10 protein-coding genes are annotated in these 16,416 nt (G+C 47.3%); 7 read left to right on the top strand and 3 right to left on the bottom strand.

The features are described from left to right. Positions 1 to 373 precede the first annotated feature (373 nt). Positions 374 to 2,881: a DNA topoisomerase (ATP-hydrolyzing) subunit B gene (gene gyrB / locus ACFQO0_RS06550; protein ID WP_382233213.1), complete on the top strand. Its 2,508-nt coding sequence runs from the start codon at positions 374 to 376 to the stop codon at positions 2,879 to 2,881. A gap of 387 nt (positions 2,882 to 3,268) precedes the next feature. Here gyrB and ACFQO0_RS06545 read toward each other — a convergent pair whose 3' ends face one another. Continuing rightward, on the bottom strand, positions 3,269 to 3,526 hold the full coding sequence (locus tag ACFQO0_RS06545; RefSeq protein WP_382233212.1) for a DUF6471 domain-containing protein: 258 nt from the start codon (positions 3,524 to 3,526) through the stop codon (positions 3,269 to 3,271). A gap of 206 nt (positions 3,527 to 3,732) precedes the next feature. Here ACFQO0_RS06545 and ACFQO0_RS06540 point away from each other — a divergent pair, with 206 nt between their 5' ends. The 6 genes from ACFQO0_RS06540 to ACFQO0_RS06515 all read left to right on the top strand — a co-directional run bounded on the left by ACFQO0_RS06540 (position 3,733) and on the right by ACFQO0_RS06515 (position 13,285). Beyond that, positions 3,733 to 4,500, top strand: coding sequence for a hypothetical protein (locus ACFQO0_RS06540; protein ID WP_382233211.1), 768 nt, complete (start codon positions 3,733 to 3,735; stop codon positions 4,498 to 4,500). Beyond that, a complete protein-coding gene (locus ACFQO0_RS06535) occupies positions 4,497 to 6,524 on the top strand; it encodes a transposase (RefSeq protein ID WP_382233210.1) in 2,028 nt (675 codons plus the stop codon). Before ACFQO0_RS06540 ends, ACFQO0_RS06535 begins: the two co-directional genes overlap by 4 nt. Next, complete coding sequence (locus tag ACFQO0_RS06530; protein ID WP_382233209.1) at positions 6,521 to 7,507, top strand: TniB family NTP-binding protein; 987 nt, start codon at positions 6,521 to 6,523, stop codon at positions 7,505 to 7,507. The genes ACFQO0_RS06535 and ACFQO0_RS06530 overlap by 4 nt, the downstream gene beginning before the upstream one ends. Beyond that, entirely contained in the window at positions 7,504 to 9,339 is a 1,836-nt protein-coding gene (locus ACFQO0_RS06525) for a TniQ family protein (protein WP_382233208.1), read from the top strand. The genes ACFQO0_RS06530 and ACFQO0_RS06525 overlap by 4 nt, the downstream gene beginning before the upstream one ends. A gap of 176 nt (positions 9,340 to 9,515) precedes the next feature. Continuing rightward, the gene (locus ACFQO0_RS06520) at positions 9,516 to 11,039 is read left to right on the top strand and encodes an SIR2 family protein (RefSeq protein ID WP_382233207.1); all 1,524 of its coding nucleotides are present in this window, start codon (positions 9,516 to 9,518) and stop codon (positions 11,037 to 11,039) included. Then, the gene (locus ACFQO0_RS06515; protein WP_382233206.1) at positions 11,036 to 13,285 is read left to right on the top strand and encodes a hypothetical protein; all 2,250 of its coding nucleotides are present in this window, start codon (positions 11,036 to 11,038) and stop codon (positions 13,283 to 13,285) included. The genes ACFQO0_RS06520 and ACFQO0_RS06515 overlap by 4 nt, the downstream gene beginning before the upstream one ends. Before the next feature lie 114 nt (positions 13,286 to 13,399). On the opposite strand, the gene ACFQO0_RS06510 is transcribed toward ACFQO0_RS06515, so the two are convergent. After that, a complete protein-coding gene (locus ACFQO0_RS06510; RefSeq protein WP_382233205.1) occupies positions 13,400 to 14,164 on the bottom strand; it encodes a hypothetical protein in 765 nt (254 codons plus the stop codon). 37 nt (positions 14,165 to 14,201) lie between these two features. Continuing rightward, positions 14,202 to 16,352 carry a hypothetical protein gene (locus ACFQO0_RS06505; RefSeq protein ID WP_382233204.1) on the bottom strand — a complete coding sequence of 717 codons (2,151 nt, stop codon included), beginning with the start codon at positions 16,350 to 16,352 and terminating at the stop codon, positions 14,202 to 14,204. Positions 16,353 to 16,416: the final 64 nt, after the last annotated feature.

The following is a 16,416-nucleotide window of genomic DNA, read 5'->3' as shown; positions in this document are numbered from 1 at the left end:
CAGAATGAGATGCAAAAATGGGGAAAAACGCTTTAAAAACAGCAGTTTGCCCCCATCTGGTTTAAAGTAGTAAGCAAGCCTGCAGCGCAGTTGGCAACACCCTCTGCGCTGCGGGCAGGCAAGTAGCCAGTGAATTGCCGGTTTGTCGGCAGTTCACTCAATCGTTTCAAGTATTCGCGGTCATGGCGGCGCTTTCCGAGTGACGCCCTCATCGTGAATTAAGTAGCAGTTATGTCGCAACATGAGTAAGAGGCCAAGCCAGCGCAGTGTTCCGCGCAAGCCAGTTTGTTCTCCGCCGCCACAAGCCGGAACAGCAACGTCCCACTCCCCTCGTTTTGCGCAATAACCAAGTAACCGTTTTTTAAAGGTAGCCATGTCCGCGATCCCTAACGACAACACCCCGCAATCGCCAGCCGCGCTTTCCGCGTCATACGGCGCATCATCCATCCAGATCCTCGAAGGCCTGGAAGCGGTGCGCAAGCGCCCGGGCATGTATATCGGCGACACGTCGGACGGCACCGGTTTGCATCACTGCGTGTTTGAAGTGCTGGACAACTCCATCGATGAATCGCTGGCCGGTCATTGCACCGAGATTCACGTCACCATCCACTCCGACAATTCGATTTCCGTTACCGATAACGGTCGCGGCATTCCGACCGGCATCAAATGGGACGACAAGCACGAGCCTAAACGCAGCGCTGCAGAAATCGTCATGACCGAATTGCACGCAGGCGGTAAGTTCGATCAAAACTCATACAAAGTCTCTGGCGGTTTGCACGGCGTCGGCGTGTCCTGCGTTAATGGTTTATCCAAACTGTTGAAGCTGACCATCCGTCGCGATGGCAAAAAGCACGAGATGGAATTCGTCCGTGGCGTACCGCAAAATCGCGAAGTCGAAACCATAGACGGCATGATCGTCTCGCCGATCAAGGTCGTCGGCGAAACCGACAAGCGCGGCACCGAAGTCCACTTCTGGGCCGATGAAGAAATCTTCAACAATGTCGAGTTCCACTACGACATTCTGGCCAAGCGCATCCGCGAACTGTCCTTCCTCAACAACGGCGTCAACATCAAGCTGACCGACCAGCGTACCGGCAAGGAAGAAGTGTTTGCGTTTGAAGGCGGCACCCGTGGCTTCGTTGAGTACATCAACAAAGCCAAGAGCGTATTGCACCCAACCATTTTCCAGGCAACCGGCGAACGTATGTCGGACCAGAACACCAACATCAGCGTTGACGTCTCCATGCAATGGAACGACGCCTACAACGAACAAGTGCTCTGCTTCACCAATAATATTCCGCAACGCGATGGCGGCACCCATCTGACCGGCCTGCGCGCCGCGATGACGCGCGTCATCAACAAGTACATAGAAGAGCACGAGTTCGCCAAGAAAGCCAAAGTCGAAGTCACCGGCGACGACATGCGCGAAGGCCTGACCTGCGTCCTGTCCGTCAAAGTACCTGAACCGAAGTTCAGCTCGCAGACCAAAGACAAACTGGTATCGTCCGAAGTGCGCGGCCCGGTTGAAGAGATCGTTGCCAAAACATTGAGCGACTACCTGCAAGAAAAACCAAACGACGCCAAGATCATCTGCGGCAAGATCGTCGAAGCCGCACGTGCGCGCGAAGCAGCACGCAAGGCGCGCGACCTGACCCGCCGCAAAGGCATCATGGACGGCCTCGGCTTGTCCGCCAAGCTGGCCGATTGCCAGGAAAAAGATCCAGCCCTGTGCGAACTGTATGTAGTCGAAGGTGACTCCGCGGGCGGCTCCGCCAAGCAAGGTCGCGACCGCAAGTTTCAGGCGATCCTGCCACTGCGCGGCAAAGTCTTGAACGTAGAAAAAGCCCGCTTTGAAAAAATGCTCGCCAGCGAACAGATCACTACCCTGATCGCCACGCTAGGCACCAGCATCGGCGCGGACGAATTCAATATCGAGAAGCTGCGTTATCACCGCATCATCATCATGACCGATGCTGACGTCGACGGCGCCCACATCCGCACCCTGCTGCTCACGCTGCTGTATCGCCAGATGCCGCAACTGGTCGAGCGCGGCCACGTCTACATCGCGCAACCGCCGCTGTACAAGGTCAAGCACGGCAAGGACGAACGCTATCTGAAAGATGACGCAGAAGAAGCCATCTACATGATGCAGATCGCACTGAACGACGCGGTACTGATTCCATCAGAAGGCGCAGCACCGATCAGCGGCGACGCCTTGTCCGAGCTGGTCCGTCAATACAACACCGCCAACGCCATCATCAACCGCCTCACACGCGCAGTCGATGGCGCAGCACTCACCGCCATCATGACCGGCGTCACGCTCGACCTCAGCGACAGCGCCGCGGCAGAAGCATCGGCCAAGCGCCTGCAAGATGGCATCAACGAGCCATCGGTCACCGTGCACACCAAGTACGACGAACTGGCAGACAAGTACGCACTGCGCATCAACCGCATGTACCACGGCAACGTCAAAGTCAGCGCCATCGACGCTGACTTCGTCACCGGCCCCGACTACACCGTACTCGCCGCTGCCGCCGCAACCTTCAAGGGTTTGATCGGTACAGGCGCAATGGTTCAGCGCGGTGCCGGCGAAAAAGCCAAAACCATCGGCATCAACGACTTCCATCAAGCGATGAACTGGTTGCGCAGCGAAGCAGAACGCAACGTCGGCAAGCAACGCTACAAAGGTCTGGGCGAGATGAACCCATCGCAACTGTGGGAAACAACCATGGACCCAACCGTGCGCCGCTTGTTAAAAGTGCAGATCGAAGACGCGATTGCCGCTGATCAGATCTTCACGACTTTGATGGGTGATGACGTTGAACCACGTCGTGCGTTTATTGAGTTGAATGCGCTATCTGCTGGGAATATTGATATTTGATTTACAATGTAGCAGGAGCCATAAGCTGAGATTTTGAGACGCATCTGTTGAGATATTTATCGACAGATGCATGTTGATAGCTACGCAATACTGTTCTTAATATCACGTAAGAAGTGAAAAAGGCCACCTCATTAGGTGGCCTTTTTGCATTTGGTTTGACCATACAACTTGAAATTCCTGTCGCCATTGACTAGGGTGTAAGACCGTGTCGGTGCAACGCTGGCGCATAGTTCTACTACGACCTTATTTAGTATCAAAGACCGCACGTTCGGTAGCACCGCCTATTTATGAGAGGGTACGGACGCGGAGCTAACGATGAAAAAGGTCTGGCGCAGGACGAATCGAACGGAACGGGCAGCTTACTTCCCGGACTGCACTTCCCGTCTTTTATATAAGAGAAATGTTTTCAACACCCATGGCGCGCAAACACGCGACCAAAAAAGCGGCGCTGAAACGTTTTCTAATAACTTTTCGATTTATCTGGTCGGGCGATTCATGGATGCCCAGCTCCTCGAGTTGACGGGAAAGCTGCTTGTATCCAATTCCACGCCGCCTCATCTCAAGTTCAATCAACTCTTTCGCAGTGTCTTCCCAGGCCTCATACGGTTGAGCCTGTTCAACATGCTCCTTTACCAGTTTGTTCATTGCACCTCCATCTTCCTTAAGCGACCTTTATTTCTTGCTGCCAGACGTTCCCTCATCCCCATTATCCGTCTTATACGACGGATGCCAACAAGTTACCCATATACGTTCCAGCTAATCATTTTTTGCGAGAACGAATTGCTGAACAAAACATTATCCGCCGTCCCATTGAGGAAACACCCTCTTTCGACATTTAGCGCAGGTGCCAAATGAAGACTTCACCCACCTATGGTGTCCGTAGCCGCCGACCCACTAATGCTGCAGTTCGTTTCACGGCGCGAACATACGGTAAAGCGCGCATTGGTACGTACGTAGAAAAAGCCGGAGGACACATTACTGTTGAATCCGAAGCCGAGCGGTTAGTCGCACACATCCTGTGTGTTGACCCGAGAGTGAGGTCCTTCAAGCCACAACCATTCACAGTCGACTTGGTCGGCGAACGACTTCTGTTTACTCATGAAGAAGTTTCGGAGGCGCGCAAGACGCGCGGCGGTCGCAATGGAGAATGTGAATACACACCGGATTTTTCTACCGTACAGATTGATGGTCTTCAAAGGGTGTACGAAGTAAAACTTCAGGGATACGAAGGGGATGACAAATACTGGGCAAAAATTGAGCGCGCGAAGAAAATCATGGACGCGTACTGCTTTCCACTATCCACGGTGATTGTGCCGGCGGACGAACGGCACCCGTTAGTCATCAATGCTCAATTGCTGAAGCAAGTTATATCCCGTGTGCGTACATCTCTTAAGCCGGACGTTATCGCGCGTGTGGAGAGCTACTGCGAATCAGGCCCGGTCTTACTCCGTGCATTGAGCGAAGACCTCAAGATTCCCAATAATTTGATTCCACCCCTACTCGCTACGGGGGCGTTGCAGGCAGACATTGCTCATTGCCGCATAGGAGCATCATTAGAACTGTCCGCTGCATACGGCGACCTAAGCCATCTATTTTTAATTGAGGAGCTTCAGTCGTGATTTCCGACCTCCGTCCCGGCGACCGATTGATGCTTTCCAATAAGCAGGATAGCTACTTCGAAGTATTGGATGGCCGAATCCATGCGGGTGCTATCGAAATTTTTGATGTAGAGAAACGCGAGGCGAGCTATGTCGATGAAGCTGAAATCCGGGCAGGTATTTCATCCGGCCGTTTGATATTGCATCGACAAGGGATGGCGCGCGTCGGTATAGCTACCCAATACGATAACGAAGAGTTGCAAGCCAAAGTTCGTTTTCTGCACCGCATACTAAGGAGCATAGATGGCTTCCAAAAGAAGCTTGGAGTGTCCTTCGACGCAGCAATTCCATTCGCACGTGAGACCTATATAGAGGAAAGCGAAGAACAACTGGTAGCCAAGTCGTTCCCCTCTCGAGCAACCCTATTCCGAGCTCACAAAAAACAGCAGCTTGGACTGGCAGTACTCAAAGGCGATAGGAACAAAGGAAATGCGAATGCTAGATATTCCAAGGAACTCGTAGAGTTTGTTGAAGAGCTTGTCAAAGAACAGTTTTTGGTTACCGAATCTAAATGGACAGTTTTAGATTTGACTAAGTATGTCAATCTTGAGGCACGCAGGCGTTGCCTCCATGCTTCCAAGCATTCCATTAGTCGCAAATTCGTAGTTTCGATAATTCGCGGGCTCACCGTCGACGCCGATTATGACAGGATGAATCCCCTCAATAGGGTGGCGGGAAAATCAACAGCTACGCGACGTATCAGGGCAGGTTTTTTGTTCGCACGTATCGAGCAGGATGCGGTGCATCTCCCGTTCGTTGTTTTGACACCCCATGGTATTGCCCGAACCGTTTATCTAGTGCTAGCGATTGATGTATGCACTGGATATCCAGTTGGATGGCATCTCGTTATCGGCTCACCGAGCGAAAAGGATTCGCTGCGTTGCCTCGAGATGTATCTGACGCCAGCGAAGGAGGCTCGCTTTAAGGAACTGGGCGTAATGGACGCGCAAAACATTTATGGAACCCCTTCTCAGGTCATTTTTGATAATGGACCGGAGACAAAAGGAGGACGTATCGAACGCCTTGATAGGCTTGAAGTGGATGTAAAGCACTGTAAAGCGAGGGAAGCACAAGGTAAGCCCTTCATTGAACGCCTGAACAAGTCACTGAAAGAGGCATTGCAGCGTCTTGATGGATGTACCCGCTTCGAGGGAGTGGATGGTAAGCGTGACCCGGAGGCTCTGGGCGACGAGCTAATTACCGTCGATGCACTTGAAAAGTGGGTTGTAAGGTGGCTTTACGAGAGCTGGGCCAATACTCCTCTTGACCGTCACCGTTGGGATGAACTTCTGGTCGAATCAATCAAAGGTAAGACGCCGTTAGAACGCTTGAAGCACTTGACTGAAGAGATGGGATATCCAGTCACGATGCCACCTTCACGCCAAGAATGGATGGCCGCACTCTATGAACACGACCATTGTGCTTTAAGTGCTAAGTCAGGTATTACGGTGAACGGTCTTCGTTATAAGGGCGAAGTCATTTCGTATCTGCTTGCCAAGTACGGCGACCATAGACAACTCCATGTCATCTACAACCCCGATGACTTCCGCCAGGTATATGTGCACGAGAGCGATGACCTTCCTCTTGTTGCACTAACGAACGAACATGTCCTGCCTGATACGCCTGCCTGGACTTTTGCGGAAGCAAAAGACAAATTCAAAAATGGCTTGCTTGACTGGAAAATGCCAGACGCAAAGGTCCAATTCCAGAATGACCTTGATAAAGAGGTTACCGGTAAAAAAGGAATGAAAACCAAACGTCCAAGCAAACGCGAAGAAAATCAGGAAACCGTTCGTTTGACGAAAAACCACTCGGCTACCCAACGGAGCATTAACCGACCAATTTCGTCGGAAGGGCCATTCGGTGCTCCACTTTCGAACAATCCTGCATTGCTCACTGAAGACTCTGGGGCAACCGCGATTACTTACGAAGATGCGCCGCTGATGACTATAGTAAATAGAACAACTGGAGACAAATTGCTGTGACACCCGCTCAACAACTTCGGCGCGATATCGAGACCTGCGAACTTCCACATCCGATGTTCGTGGCGCATCTCACTGCGCTTAAACAGCGCATCAATGATGCTCTCGATGGCTTCGCGCCTAAAATCACTCGCGTGCCAGGCCCAAGTGGCGTTGGTAAGTCTTCACTCATCGCGACTCTTTCGCGCGACTATCCTCATAAGCTTACTGATGGGCGCCGTAGCATTCCAGTTTTGGTCGTCGAAGTACCGCAATCCGCTACAGCCAAACTGCTTCCGAAAAGTGTATTGCGAGCATTAGGCCTTGAAGTTCGTAGCAGTATGACGGCAGGAGCAATGTTCGATTTGATGGTCATGCAACTTCGAATAGCGAATACACGTGTAGTAATTTTTGACGAGATATCACATCTTGTTGATGAAGGTTCTCGAGTACCTCCTCGTGCGGCAAGTGATTGGCTTAAGACTTTGTCCGACACACTAAAGTTGACGCTGATTCTTTTTGGTATTCCAAAACTCGAACTACTTTTTAAAGCGAATGAACAATTGCGTCGCCGAGCCTGTCCTGCACGTATTTTTTTACCTTATGACGCGAGCGATTTGCAGGAAATGAAGGCATACATTTCGTGTGTCGCTAACTATGCTCGTCTTTTTAATGCTGCCGGTTATCCCATTGGCGTCAGCACTCGCGTACTGACTCAACAAAGTTATCTGCTCACGGGCGGCCTAATCGGCGTGCTTGCTGACTTCATGCGCGAGCTCGCAAGTTCAATGACAAACGAAGCGCCGCGCGCCATTACATACGAAGACTGTCAAAGAGCGCTGGATGATGTTAGCCATGCAGGGTCGCCGCATTTACTTGCCTTCCAGGATGCAGCTAACGAAGACATTGATGTGGCACCGGCAGCTCTTAAGCAAGCGTATGTGCATGTTCTGACCAGCAATGCAGCGTCCATACCAGTTCGTAAAAAATTAGGAGAAAAACGATGAGCCTTCTCATTACCTATGCACCCCACGAGGACGAATCCGGAATGGGGTACTACCGTCGGCTCTCTGCTGACAATGCACTTTTTTGTTGGCGTAACTTGACGGACACAGCCGGTGTTGAACGTAGTCGCCGTGCATTGCTCATGCGCACCGAGGACGTCGCACGTAATCTGGGTTTGAGGCCAGAGTGGACCGAATCCGTTGGACAGAAAGAAGAACTCAGTCGCAAATGGGGGCGCCTTCATCGCGCCAAAGTTGATGCAGTATGTCCGGCGTGCATAGCTGAATTCCCTTACATACGTCAGCATTGGGAGCACGACTATGTCACAGCCTGTCCGCAGCACAGACTGCGATTGGTCGACCAATGCAACGCATGCGGGCAACATTTGTCCCCAGAGCGGCTCTACATAGGCTTGTGCTCCTGTGGGCATGACCTAGGCGACCTACCGCGCGTACAGGCGAATCTTTCACAGCAGTGGCTATCGGCGCACATTGCGAGCAATGACCGACAACTATGCAACGTGAAGCCGATTATTCATGGCGTGACTATCGATGTGTTGGTGAAAATCATCCGGACACTATGCCTGCACCCAGACCCGAAACTATCCGGATTACCACGCAACACAGCATTACCAAAATCAGTTGCTGAGTCAGTCAAATTTCTAGCACCACTCGAAGCTTTGCTGGCTGATTGGCCAACTGGCTTTCGTAATCATGTTGAAGAACGTATTGCATCTGGCCGCAAAGATGCCCGCACGTTAAATACCCTGCTGGGTGATTGGTATATCAGTCTGCGTAAGCTCTGCCAGGACACGACAATGGAGCCGCTTCTACAAATCATCATCGACGTAGCGGCAGAGAAATCCGATTGTGTACTTGGCCTAGATTCCTCCAAAACTATGGCCGAGGATTCGACCGGATACATGCGTGCCCCCGACGCTGCCAAAGCGATTGGCATTAGCGTTTCACGTTTGCATCAATCGCTTCAGACAGGTGAATGCGAGAACCGCAAGCAACGCACAGGTACGCGTGGCCAAGTTTACGAAATCCCGTGTGTAGAGATTGAGCGCATTCAACAGAAACGTGCTGGCTGGATATCTGACACCATGGCTTGTGAGATAGCTAATGTCACAGCTGTCGTACTTGAACGCATGAAAGCTGCAGGTGTAATCCGGTCAGATATTCGCTGGCGTGAAGACATCATGAAAGGTGGCCCGGTAGAGCTCCTCTCGATTTCGGAGTTGTATGAATATGTAGAACGACAGGTCGTGCCTGCTGCAGTAACTGATGATGCTTCAACTACTTGGGCTAAGTTTACCAGCCGTCGCATGGGCGACAAGCATGCCATTGAGTCTTTGATGAAGGCTGTAGCGAATGGAGAGGTGAAAGCCATCGCATGTGCTCGAACGTTGGGCGAATTTTCATTCCGGAGGGCCGATGTGTCGCAATATTTCGGCACACCGCTACTTGAGGCAGGTATGTCGATTCAGCAACTGGCTAAAGCCACTGGCTGGAAGTGGGAGTCTATCTCTCACTGGATGGAGGAAGGGATGTTGGCATATGAATCAATTCAACTTCGCGGTCAGACTTGTCGCGTGGTGTTGCCGCATCAGTTACTAGCGTTCCGCCAAAGCTACATCCGATTGGCGGACCTTGCGCGCGCCATGGACACGAAAGCATCAGCGTTGTCTCGCTTGCTCCACGGCGTTAAACTAGTTGGCGCGAAACAATTGCACAATGGTTCTGTGCGAGGTGGACTGATTCAAATTTCTGACCTTGGTCGACTGGCGTTGCTAGGGGCACGGGCCGGTGAAGACCTGTTCGTACCGGCTTAAGGAACATTCTGGAATGTTAGCTAAAGTTGTATCAATCGAAGTATCTCATTTCTGCTCCACTGCGAACGGCTGACAATGAATGCGATGCATGTATTCATCGCTAACCTGAACTGTGGTTTTACTCTGCCTTTGCGAGTATGCCATTCGCAAATTTTTGTATCTTTGAAAGTTCAGTAATGAATGGCATATCGCTAGACTCATACATTCCAAACCAAATTATCAAAGACGCGGCACTACACGGTGAATTAGTTGTATTTGTAGGTGCGGGCGCATCGATGCTTTGCGGTAGTCCTGATTGGCGTAGTTTCGCTAACTTAGTTGTAAATAAAATTGAAGCCGCTGGAAAACTTAATTTTCTGGAGGCAGAGCAACTACGGTCAATTGGCGACTCAAGGAGAACATTGTCTATTGCAATCGACATAGCTCGCGAAGCGAATATTACGATTAATTACGACGAAATCTTTCATCCCGAAGAAGTTAAACAACCGGGCCTAGATTTATATAAATTACTCGCTGAGCTCAGACCTGTTTTTGTGACGACTAATTATGATAAGTGGCTTGATTTTGATGATGTAAAAGTCTCTTCAACTGAAATTGGAAATGATTACTCGAAGGTCGCGATAAGTAAGCCGACAATAAGAAAAAGTTATTTCGGTCCGGAGCAAATTACTTCGGAAAAGCTCAAGGAACGGGGAGCAGTTTTACACCTTCATGGTTCATATAGCGAACCTGAAACGATGATTGTTTCGCTACGCGACTACATCAAACATTATGCGGATGCCAGAATTACGACGTTGCTGACGGAAATGTTCCGTAACTACACAGTTCTCTTCGTTGGTTACGGACTCGCGGAACTTGAAATACTCGACCATATCATTCGATTGAATGAGAGTGGAAACAAGGACCAGCCCAGACATTTTATGCTCTACGCGCATAGGTCCAGTGAGAAAGAACAAACAAAGTTTTTATCACAGTTTTTTCAAAATCAATGTGGCGTTGGTGTCATTCCATATTGTATTGATGAGCGTGGCTACGGAGAGCTAATCGAGGTGTTTAGGTCTTGGGCTCCGCTACTAGATGTGCGTGAACCAAACCAAATTGATTTATTAACTCAAATAGACCGATACGTTTCAGTTGGTGATGCATTCATTCAAAGAGAAGCTGCGCTTAAATTCATACGGAAAAGACCTGAGTTAATTCCTTACTTTTTAAACTCGCTGAAAGACATCGTTTGGTTCGAGGATTTAGATAAGGACGATTATTTTAATATTAGCAATAACCCAGGGGTTACAGTAATTGAGAAGGATGGTGAAACTAATTATCAGGCTGAAGGTTGGCCGGCATTGAGATATTTGGAACTCATATCGGGGCATGCAAGTCTTGTGCACGCAGAACGCATTATTGAAATTGTTCGTAACATTACGCAAGATTCAGTGGCGAGAAAAATTGATAACTGGAGGACTTTTTGGTCTCTTGCAACTGTCGTTTCTAATCTTCCTTTGCAGGCAATTAGACTAGACGACATTCAATTGATAGAAGTTTGGTTAGATACACGCTTTCAGTCGAACATGGTGGGACATGAAGTTGGAGAGAAGTTATTGCCACGCTTACTTGAAAGTTCATCAATTGATGACTGGGACAAAGCTTTTGCATTAACAACTGTACTCACAGCTCTTCATTCAAAGAAGGACGAAGAATGAGATTCGAAAATGTAGGAGTTATCAACGACCACTACCTTAAAGCTACTCTGAGCAATGCTGAAAAGTTAGGTGAAAAATGCGGCCCAAAGATTGTAAAAATGCTTTGCAAGAGATATCAGGAATGCTTGGAAGATTCTCATTCCGATAGAACTACTTACATTTGGCGAAAGGCAATAGAAGAGCACGAACAAGATAGCTTTGATTCCGATTACCGCCACTTAATCATCAGTGGTGTTCGAGATAGCGCTATGGGTGCTGTACGGGCTAGTCCGGAACAAGCACAAGAATTAATAGCAAATTTACTTGCTTCCGAATTCCCTTCACTTGTCAGGATAGGAATTTATATCTGTGGCGAACACTACGGACTTTTTGGAGAACTATTTTGGAAGATGCACAAGCCAGTTTGGTTCGATGAAATCCAGTATTGGCATGAAATATACTGGTTTGTAAATAAGTGTTTTAAACGCTTCACAGCTCATGAAAAATTATTATTTATCGATATTGTCGATAACTATTCAGTAAAAGAGAGTGGATTAAGAGACCACAAAGAGTATGAAGAACTTCATCGTCGCGACCTTTTGCACCCAGCTGTTGGTCAGGGAGATAAATTGGTTGATTACAAGTACAAAGAACTTGTTTCAAAACTTGGTAATGTTAGAGAACATCCTGATTTTCATTTGTACTCATCGGGAGCAACTTGGATTCAAGACCGCAGTCCAATTACAAGTGACGACATAATTGCCAAAACGCCAGAAGAGTTACATGAATTTTTGATTAGCTTTGTACCGGTATCAAATGGGTGGGGGGATGCACCTTCTTATCGTGGTTTGGCGTCTAATCTAACTGCAGCGGTCCGCTCTAGTGATTCAGCTTTCCAAGAATATTTCCCTATTTTTAATGATGTCCATCGAGCATATTTACATGGATTATTACAGGGGCTCAAGGAGCGCTGGATTGATGACAAGCGTTCTATCCCGTGGCACGAAACCATTTTATTCATTTCGACGTTAGTGAAGGACCCAGCATTCGCGCGCGATATTCGAACCGTCGACAATGGGAATCATGACCCAAATATAAATTGGGTTATTTCTGATATCTCCGATTTGGCACAAGCATCGATTTCTGATTCCTCTCGTGAAGTTGAAGACAATTTAATAATCGATTTTATTAGTCTATTCAAAACGCTCTTATTTTTACTTGACCCCGAAGTCTTGGGAGATAAGAACGATGCTGTTTCAAGTGCGATAAATTCGCCCAGAGGAAAATTAATCGAATCAACATTTAAATTGGCATTGGAATTGCGTCGTCGCAATCATGAAGATGAATCGCGAAAATTAATGATTCAAGAACTATTGTCGCCAATACTTAATCATGAGATTGAAACCTGTGATGCTGGACTCAATAATGAGTTTGCAGCTCTGGCGGGTATGTATTGCGCCAACATTCATTACCTACATCCAAGTTGGATTGAATTAAATTTTGATAAGATTTTTTCAATTTCAAGTCAGACCGCTTGGCGTGCAGCCGCGCACGGGTTTTCATATCAAAATTATGTATATGATTGGCTTTACAATTCCTTGAAAGAACGTGGGCATTTAAGAAAAATGATTCTTCTTGAGAATTTACCTAGTGGAGTTACAGAAAAAGCGGTCCAGTTCCTAGGTTTGGCGTATCTCGAAGGAAAAGAAGAGCTGACTATTAATTCTATCCTTGGCGAACTTGTATATGGATTGAACGAAAAGCCATTGAAAAAGCTCTGTTGGTTTTTTTGGACGATGCGCAATAAGGAGCGAATTGCAAATGGCGCTGGTCATAAGATTCTTCATTTTTGGTCAGAGATAGCGAAAACCATCCGAAATGGTGTTTCTGAGCGCGAGGCGCTTCAATCATCGCTAAACCGACTTGCGGTTTATATTACTAAAATTACTCCGGAAATTGAGGCGAATTGGACAGAAGCGGCACGCCATGCTCAAGTAGGCTACCAAGGTAATCTTTTACTTGAGGAACTATCACGGCTTTCAAAACAATATCCAAAAGAAGTCACTCATGTATTACTAAAGGCTTTGGAAAAATTTGTGCCCGATTTCGACCATAAAGATTTAATCGACTTGGTTGAATCTGTTGCTGAGGCTGGACTTTTTGATGAAGCAGAGTCAATTTGTAATGAGTATGCTAACCGTGGGGCTCCACATTTACTTAAAGATACTTATCAGGCAATCAGAGAAAGACGGAAACAGAATATTTGAGCCGATGACTTTGAAGCGTCCACAATCGGTCAAAAAGTGGCAATTGTCAGTAAAGAAAATGCAAATTTCAGGCCGCTACTACGGAGAATTATCTGGTTGTGGAAGCTGAACAAATCAATCCAGTCCAATATCATCTGGCACCACATTGATTTGCAATGCCTCGCTATAAAGCTGAGTGCCGGGAAGAAAAGCTTTAGCTAAAATATGCATATCTTCGATACTGATTTCACCATCAAAGCGAAAAAATTTAGTGTACTGATGACCTTTTGTTTTCTTTCCGTTCAAAAGGGTGTTCAAGTCTGCGTCATTATAAATAATCCTAGCACCATCGAAATGGACTACATGTGCTTCGAAGTCCGGAGATAGTGCGTGCAAATAGCAAGCATGAACGTCGCCTGGTTTATGTTGCCACGCCTCCAATTGCAACAACTCTCCGCGTATGTCGTCGACCTTACATAAATGCACTAATAATGAGTCACATCTCCCCTCATGATAGGTCTCTGGAAGAACATGTTGTAACTTAGTGTGGCCGCCTTTTTTGGTAATTTCTAATGCCTGTTTAAAGGACGGTCCGAAGGAAGGAGCTGACCCAAAAATCCGTGGATGATGGCCTACACGGATTTGAGCTAGCGACCATAGATGTGGCATTTCTACCAAGCAGTTTGTTATGAAGGTTGATTCTGGAAGTGGGAAAACATTGATGTCTGAATTTTCTGCGAAGGAAAGGTGGTACCTACCAGCTTCAATGCTCACGTGTAAATGCTTAAATGGTACCAAACCATCCTCTGTCATAAGCCGATTTGCGATAGATTGAAATTGTGACTCGTTCATCATAAAGTCATGCATTCTCTTATCGTTTAAAAATGATTTTTGATGCATCAGTTTTTATGTTTTTACGCGTTCTTTACAAAGCTCTTTAAAATCCGGCAGGTAAGGCCGAACTTGATTGCGGAGGCATGTCAATTCGCAAGAGTATTCTAAGTAAGCTCTTTATAGCGGACTCTCCTATGAGCGACTGACTAACATTTGCAACCATCTCATCAGCATGTTCTTTGGCTAATTTTAGGACTCCGGTGTACCAAGCAAGAGCAAACTCTAGAGCTGCCTCACCTTGAGGTTGTTCGTGTTGGATAAACACTTTGCTCATAAAATCAGCCATATATCGACTAGCTTCGCGTTCGGATGAGTAATCCAGTTCGCCAGGCAGTGCAGCACGTAATAACGCGCCTTGAATCACGCCATCGTTATATCGAGCAAAATTTTCAGGGTCCAACACAACTTGCTGAAAAGCGTCGGTCCCTAATCGATTTTCGTGACCTAATAATTTAGATTCTCGCGCTTGCTGAAGGATTGCCGCTACTGTCATTAAAACTGATGGAGTGCAATGTACGCCCGCTTCATATCCAGAATCCCAATATGCAAAATCTGGTCGCAAAAAGAGCTCGTCTACAAGAGAAGCGCCTGTTGGAAGTAGTGCGTTATTTTGAATGCCTGTTGTCGTACCTAATAAGTGCTCAACACGGATAGCGAGCTCATTTTGGATTTCTGCAAGCGGAAGCTGTGAAAGTGCCTCATGTTCACGTTTGTAGGACATCGATAGCGATTCTCCAATAGCAACGCTAGCAAACGTCTCTACATTGATTACCGACCCCTCAGCGGAATAACCTAAATTTGATTTCAGCGATGTAATTTGCTGGTCAGATTCTGCAATCTGAGCACCTATGAGGTAGGTTTTCGCACCGGTATGTAAAGTTCGTAAATCTCTGCTAATTGAAAGAAGCTTGCTACCTCTTCCCACAACTGCTGCAACAACAAGTAATGCATTATCTTTATCAAGCGGTTCGCTCAAACTATCTAGTTGAGAGTGGTTAATGACCCTTAGAGGATTTCCAGATTGAAGAAATGGGCCCAGTATCTCCGCACATTTGTTTGCCACAACGGCTGAAAATGTATCGTCCTGATGCACAATCGCGCCAACTGATGCAGGGACCTTTTGACAGATGATTCTTCTTAGATAATTACTAAAAGCTGGAAGATTTACCAAACCATCCCCGTAAATAAATAACGGACGTACTTTGGAATGAGAACCAGCATTCTTACCTTGCATAGCAAGGAATCTACGGTCTGCACAATGGTTTGCGAGTAAGGATGCATTCTTAGAAGCATGAGCAATTTTTTTTAGCAGAATTTTTTTTGGCTTAAGGTCTTCAGGTGCAAATCGCTCACCAGCGATTCTTATATCTCGTAATCCCTCATTTACTCTAGTTGAAGACCTGTCATCTTTTAAGGAAAATAACGCCCCCTTAGAATCCGTCGCTGAATCAAATGTTAGTAGAGTAAGTGTTTCCGTTTGATGGCAATAGCTCCTTTCTTTCCACAGCCTTTCAAGCCTCAAGGAAGAAGACGCCGAAATAATACAAAGTGACGTTCCATACAAAGGAAAGTCAAAATCCTTTAGCCCTTCGTGAGAGTGGAAACTAACCACTCTTGGGCGCGGTTTATTAAGTAACGTGCAGTAAAGGTCACTTAGTGCATAAGCAACTGCCGCAATAGCCATCGTATCGATGCAAATTACATCAATGGGATTTTTTAATGCATCATCTCTTTTCTTTAATTTTCGAAGTAAAGCGAAACTAAGAAAATGAACGTTTTCTATTTCCGTCAACGCATCTTCTGCACGTAAAAATCTGGTTGAACGCTCACCGGATGGCTTAACGAATGCAAATCCCGACGGAGCCGTTACGAGTACATGGTGAGCACTAAAGAGTTTTGACAAGCCGGCGTCGAAAATTCGATTAGTGGCGCTATGCAATAGGGATTTGTCTGTTTTCTCAGAATTGCGAATGCTCGCCTTAATACGAAGTTCTCCCGCGGCATCTACAGAACAGATATATAACGCTATGCGTTTTTTCAGTCTGTTAGCAGCTTGGATAAGACCCGGTTCATTATTAAGAGCGTTGGCCAACAGTTGGACTTCGTTTTCGACACAAACTATAGCAATGCCATCTGGTGCTAATACTGCTCCGGCACATGCCTCAATTGCGTCCGAGAGATTTCCGTCTTTCATAGTCCCTGGAGATTTGAAAAGGAAATAGAAATCTCTCTTGGGGCTTCCGAGTGAAGCGATATTG

It is taken from the genome of Herminiimonas aquatilis (assembly GCF_042665175.1).
GTDB lineage: Bacteria > Pseudomonadota > Gammaproteobacteria > Burkholderiales > Burkholderiaceae_D > Oxalicibacterium > Oxalicibacterium aquatilis.
Note: the sequence above shows the minus strand (reverse complement) of the source record. Positions and strands in the feature narration are given on the sequence as shown.

Excerpts from the sequence above, each read along its gene's own strand:
- ACFQO0_RS06510 (WP_382233205.1), bottom strand. The coding sequence starts at position 14,164 with ATGCATCAAAAATCATTTTTAAACGATAAGAGAATGCATGACTTTATG.
- ACFQO0_RS06540 (WP_382233211.1), top strand. The coding sequence starts at position 3,733 with ATGAAGACTTCACCCACCTATGGTGTCCGTAGCCGCCGACCCACTAAT.
- ACFQO0_RS06525 (WP_382233208.1), top strand. The coding sequence starts at position 7,504 with ATGAGCCTTCTCATTACCTATGCACCCCACGAGGACGAATCCGGAATG.
- ACFQO0_RS06545 (WP_382233212.1), bottom strand. The coding sequence starts at position 3,526 with ATGAACAAACTGGTAAAGGAGCATGTTGAACAGGCTCAACCGTATGAG.
- gyrB (WP_382233213.1), top strand. The coding sequence starts at position 374 with ATGTCCGCGATCCCTAACGACAACACCCCGCAATCGCCAGCCGCGCTT.
- ACFQO0_RS06515 (WP_382233206.1), top strand. The coding sequence starts at position 11,036 with ATGAGATTCGAAAATGTAGGAGTTATCAACGACCACTACCTTAAAGCT.
- ACFQO0_RS06505 (WP_382233204.1), bottom strand. The coding sequence starts at position 16,352 with ATGAAAGACGGAAATCTCTCGGACGCAATTGAGGCATGTGCCGGAGCA.
- ACFQO0_RS06520 (WP_382233207.1), top strand. The coding sequence starts at position 9,516 with ATGAATGGCATATCGCTAGACTCATACATTCCAAACCAAATTATCAAA.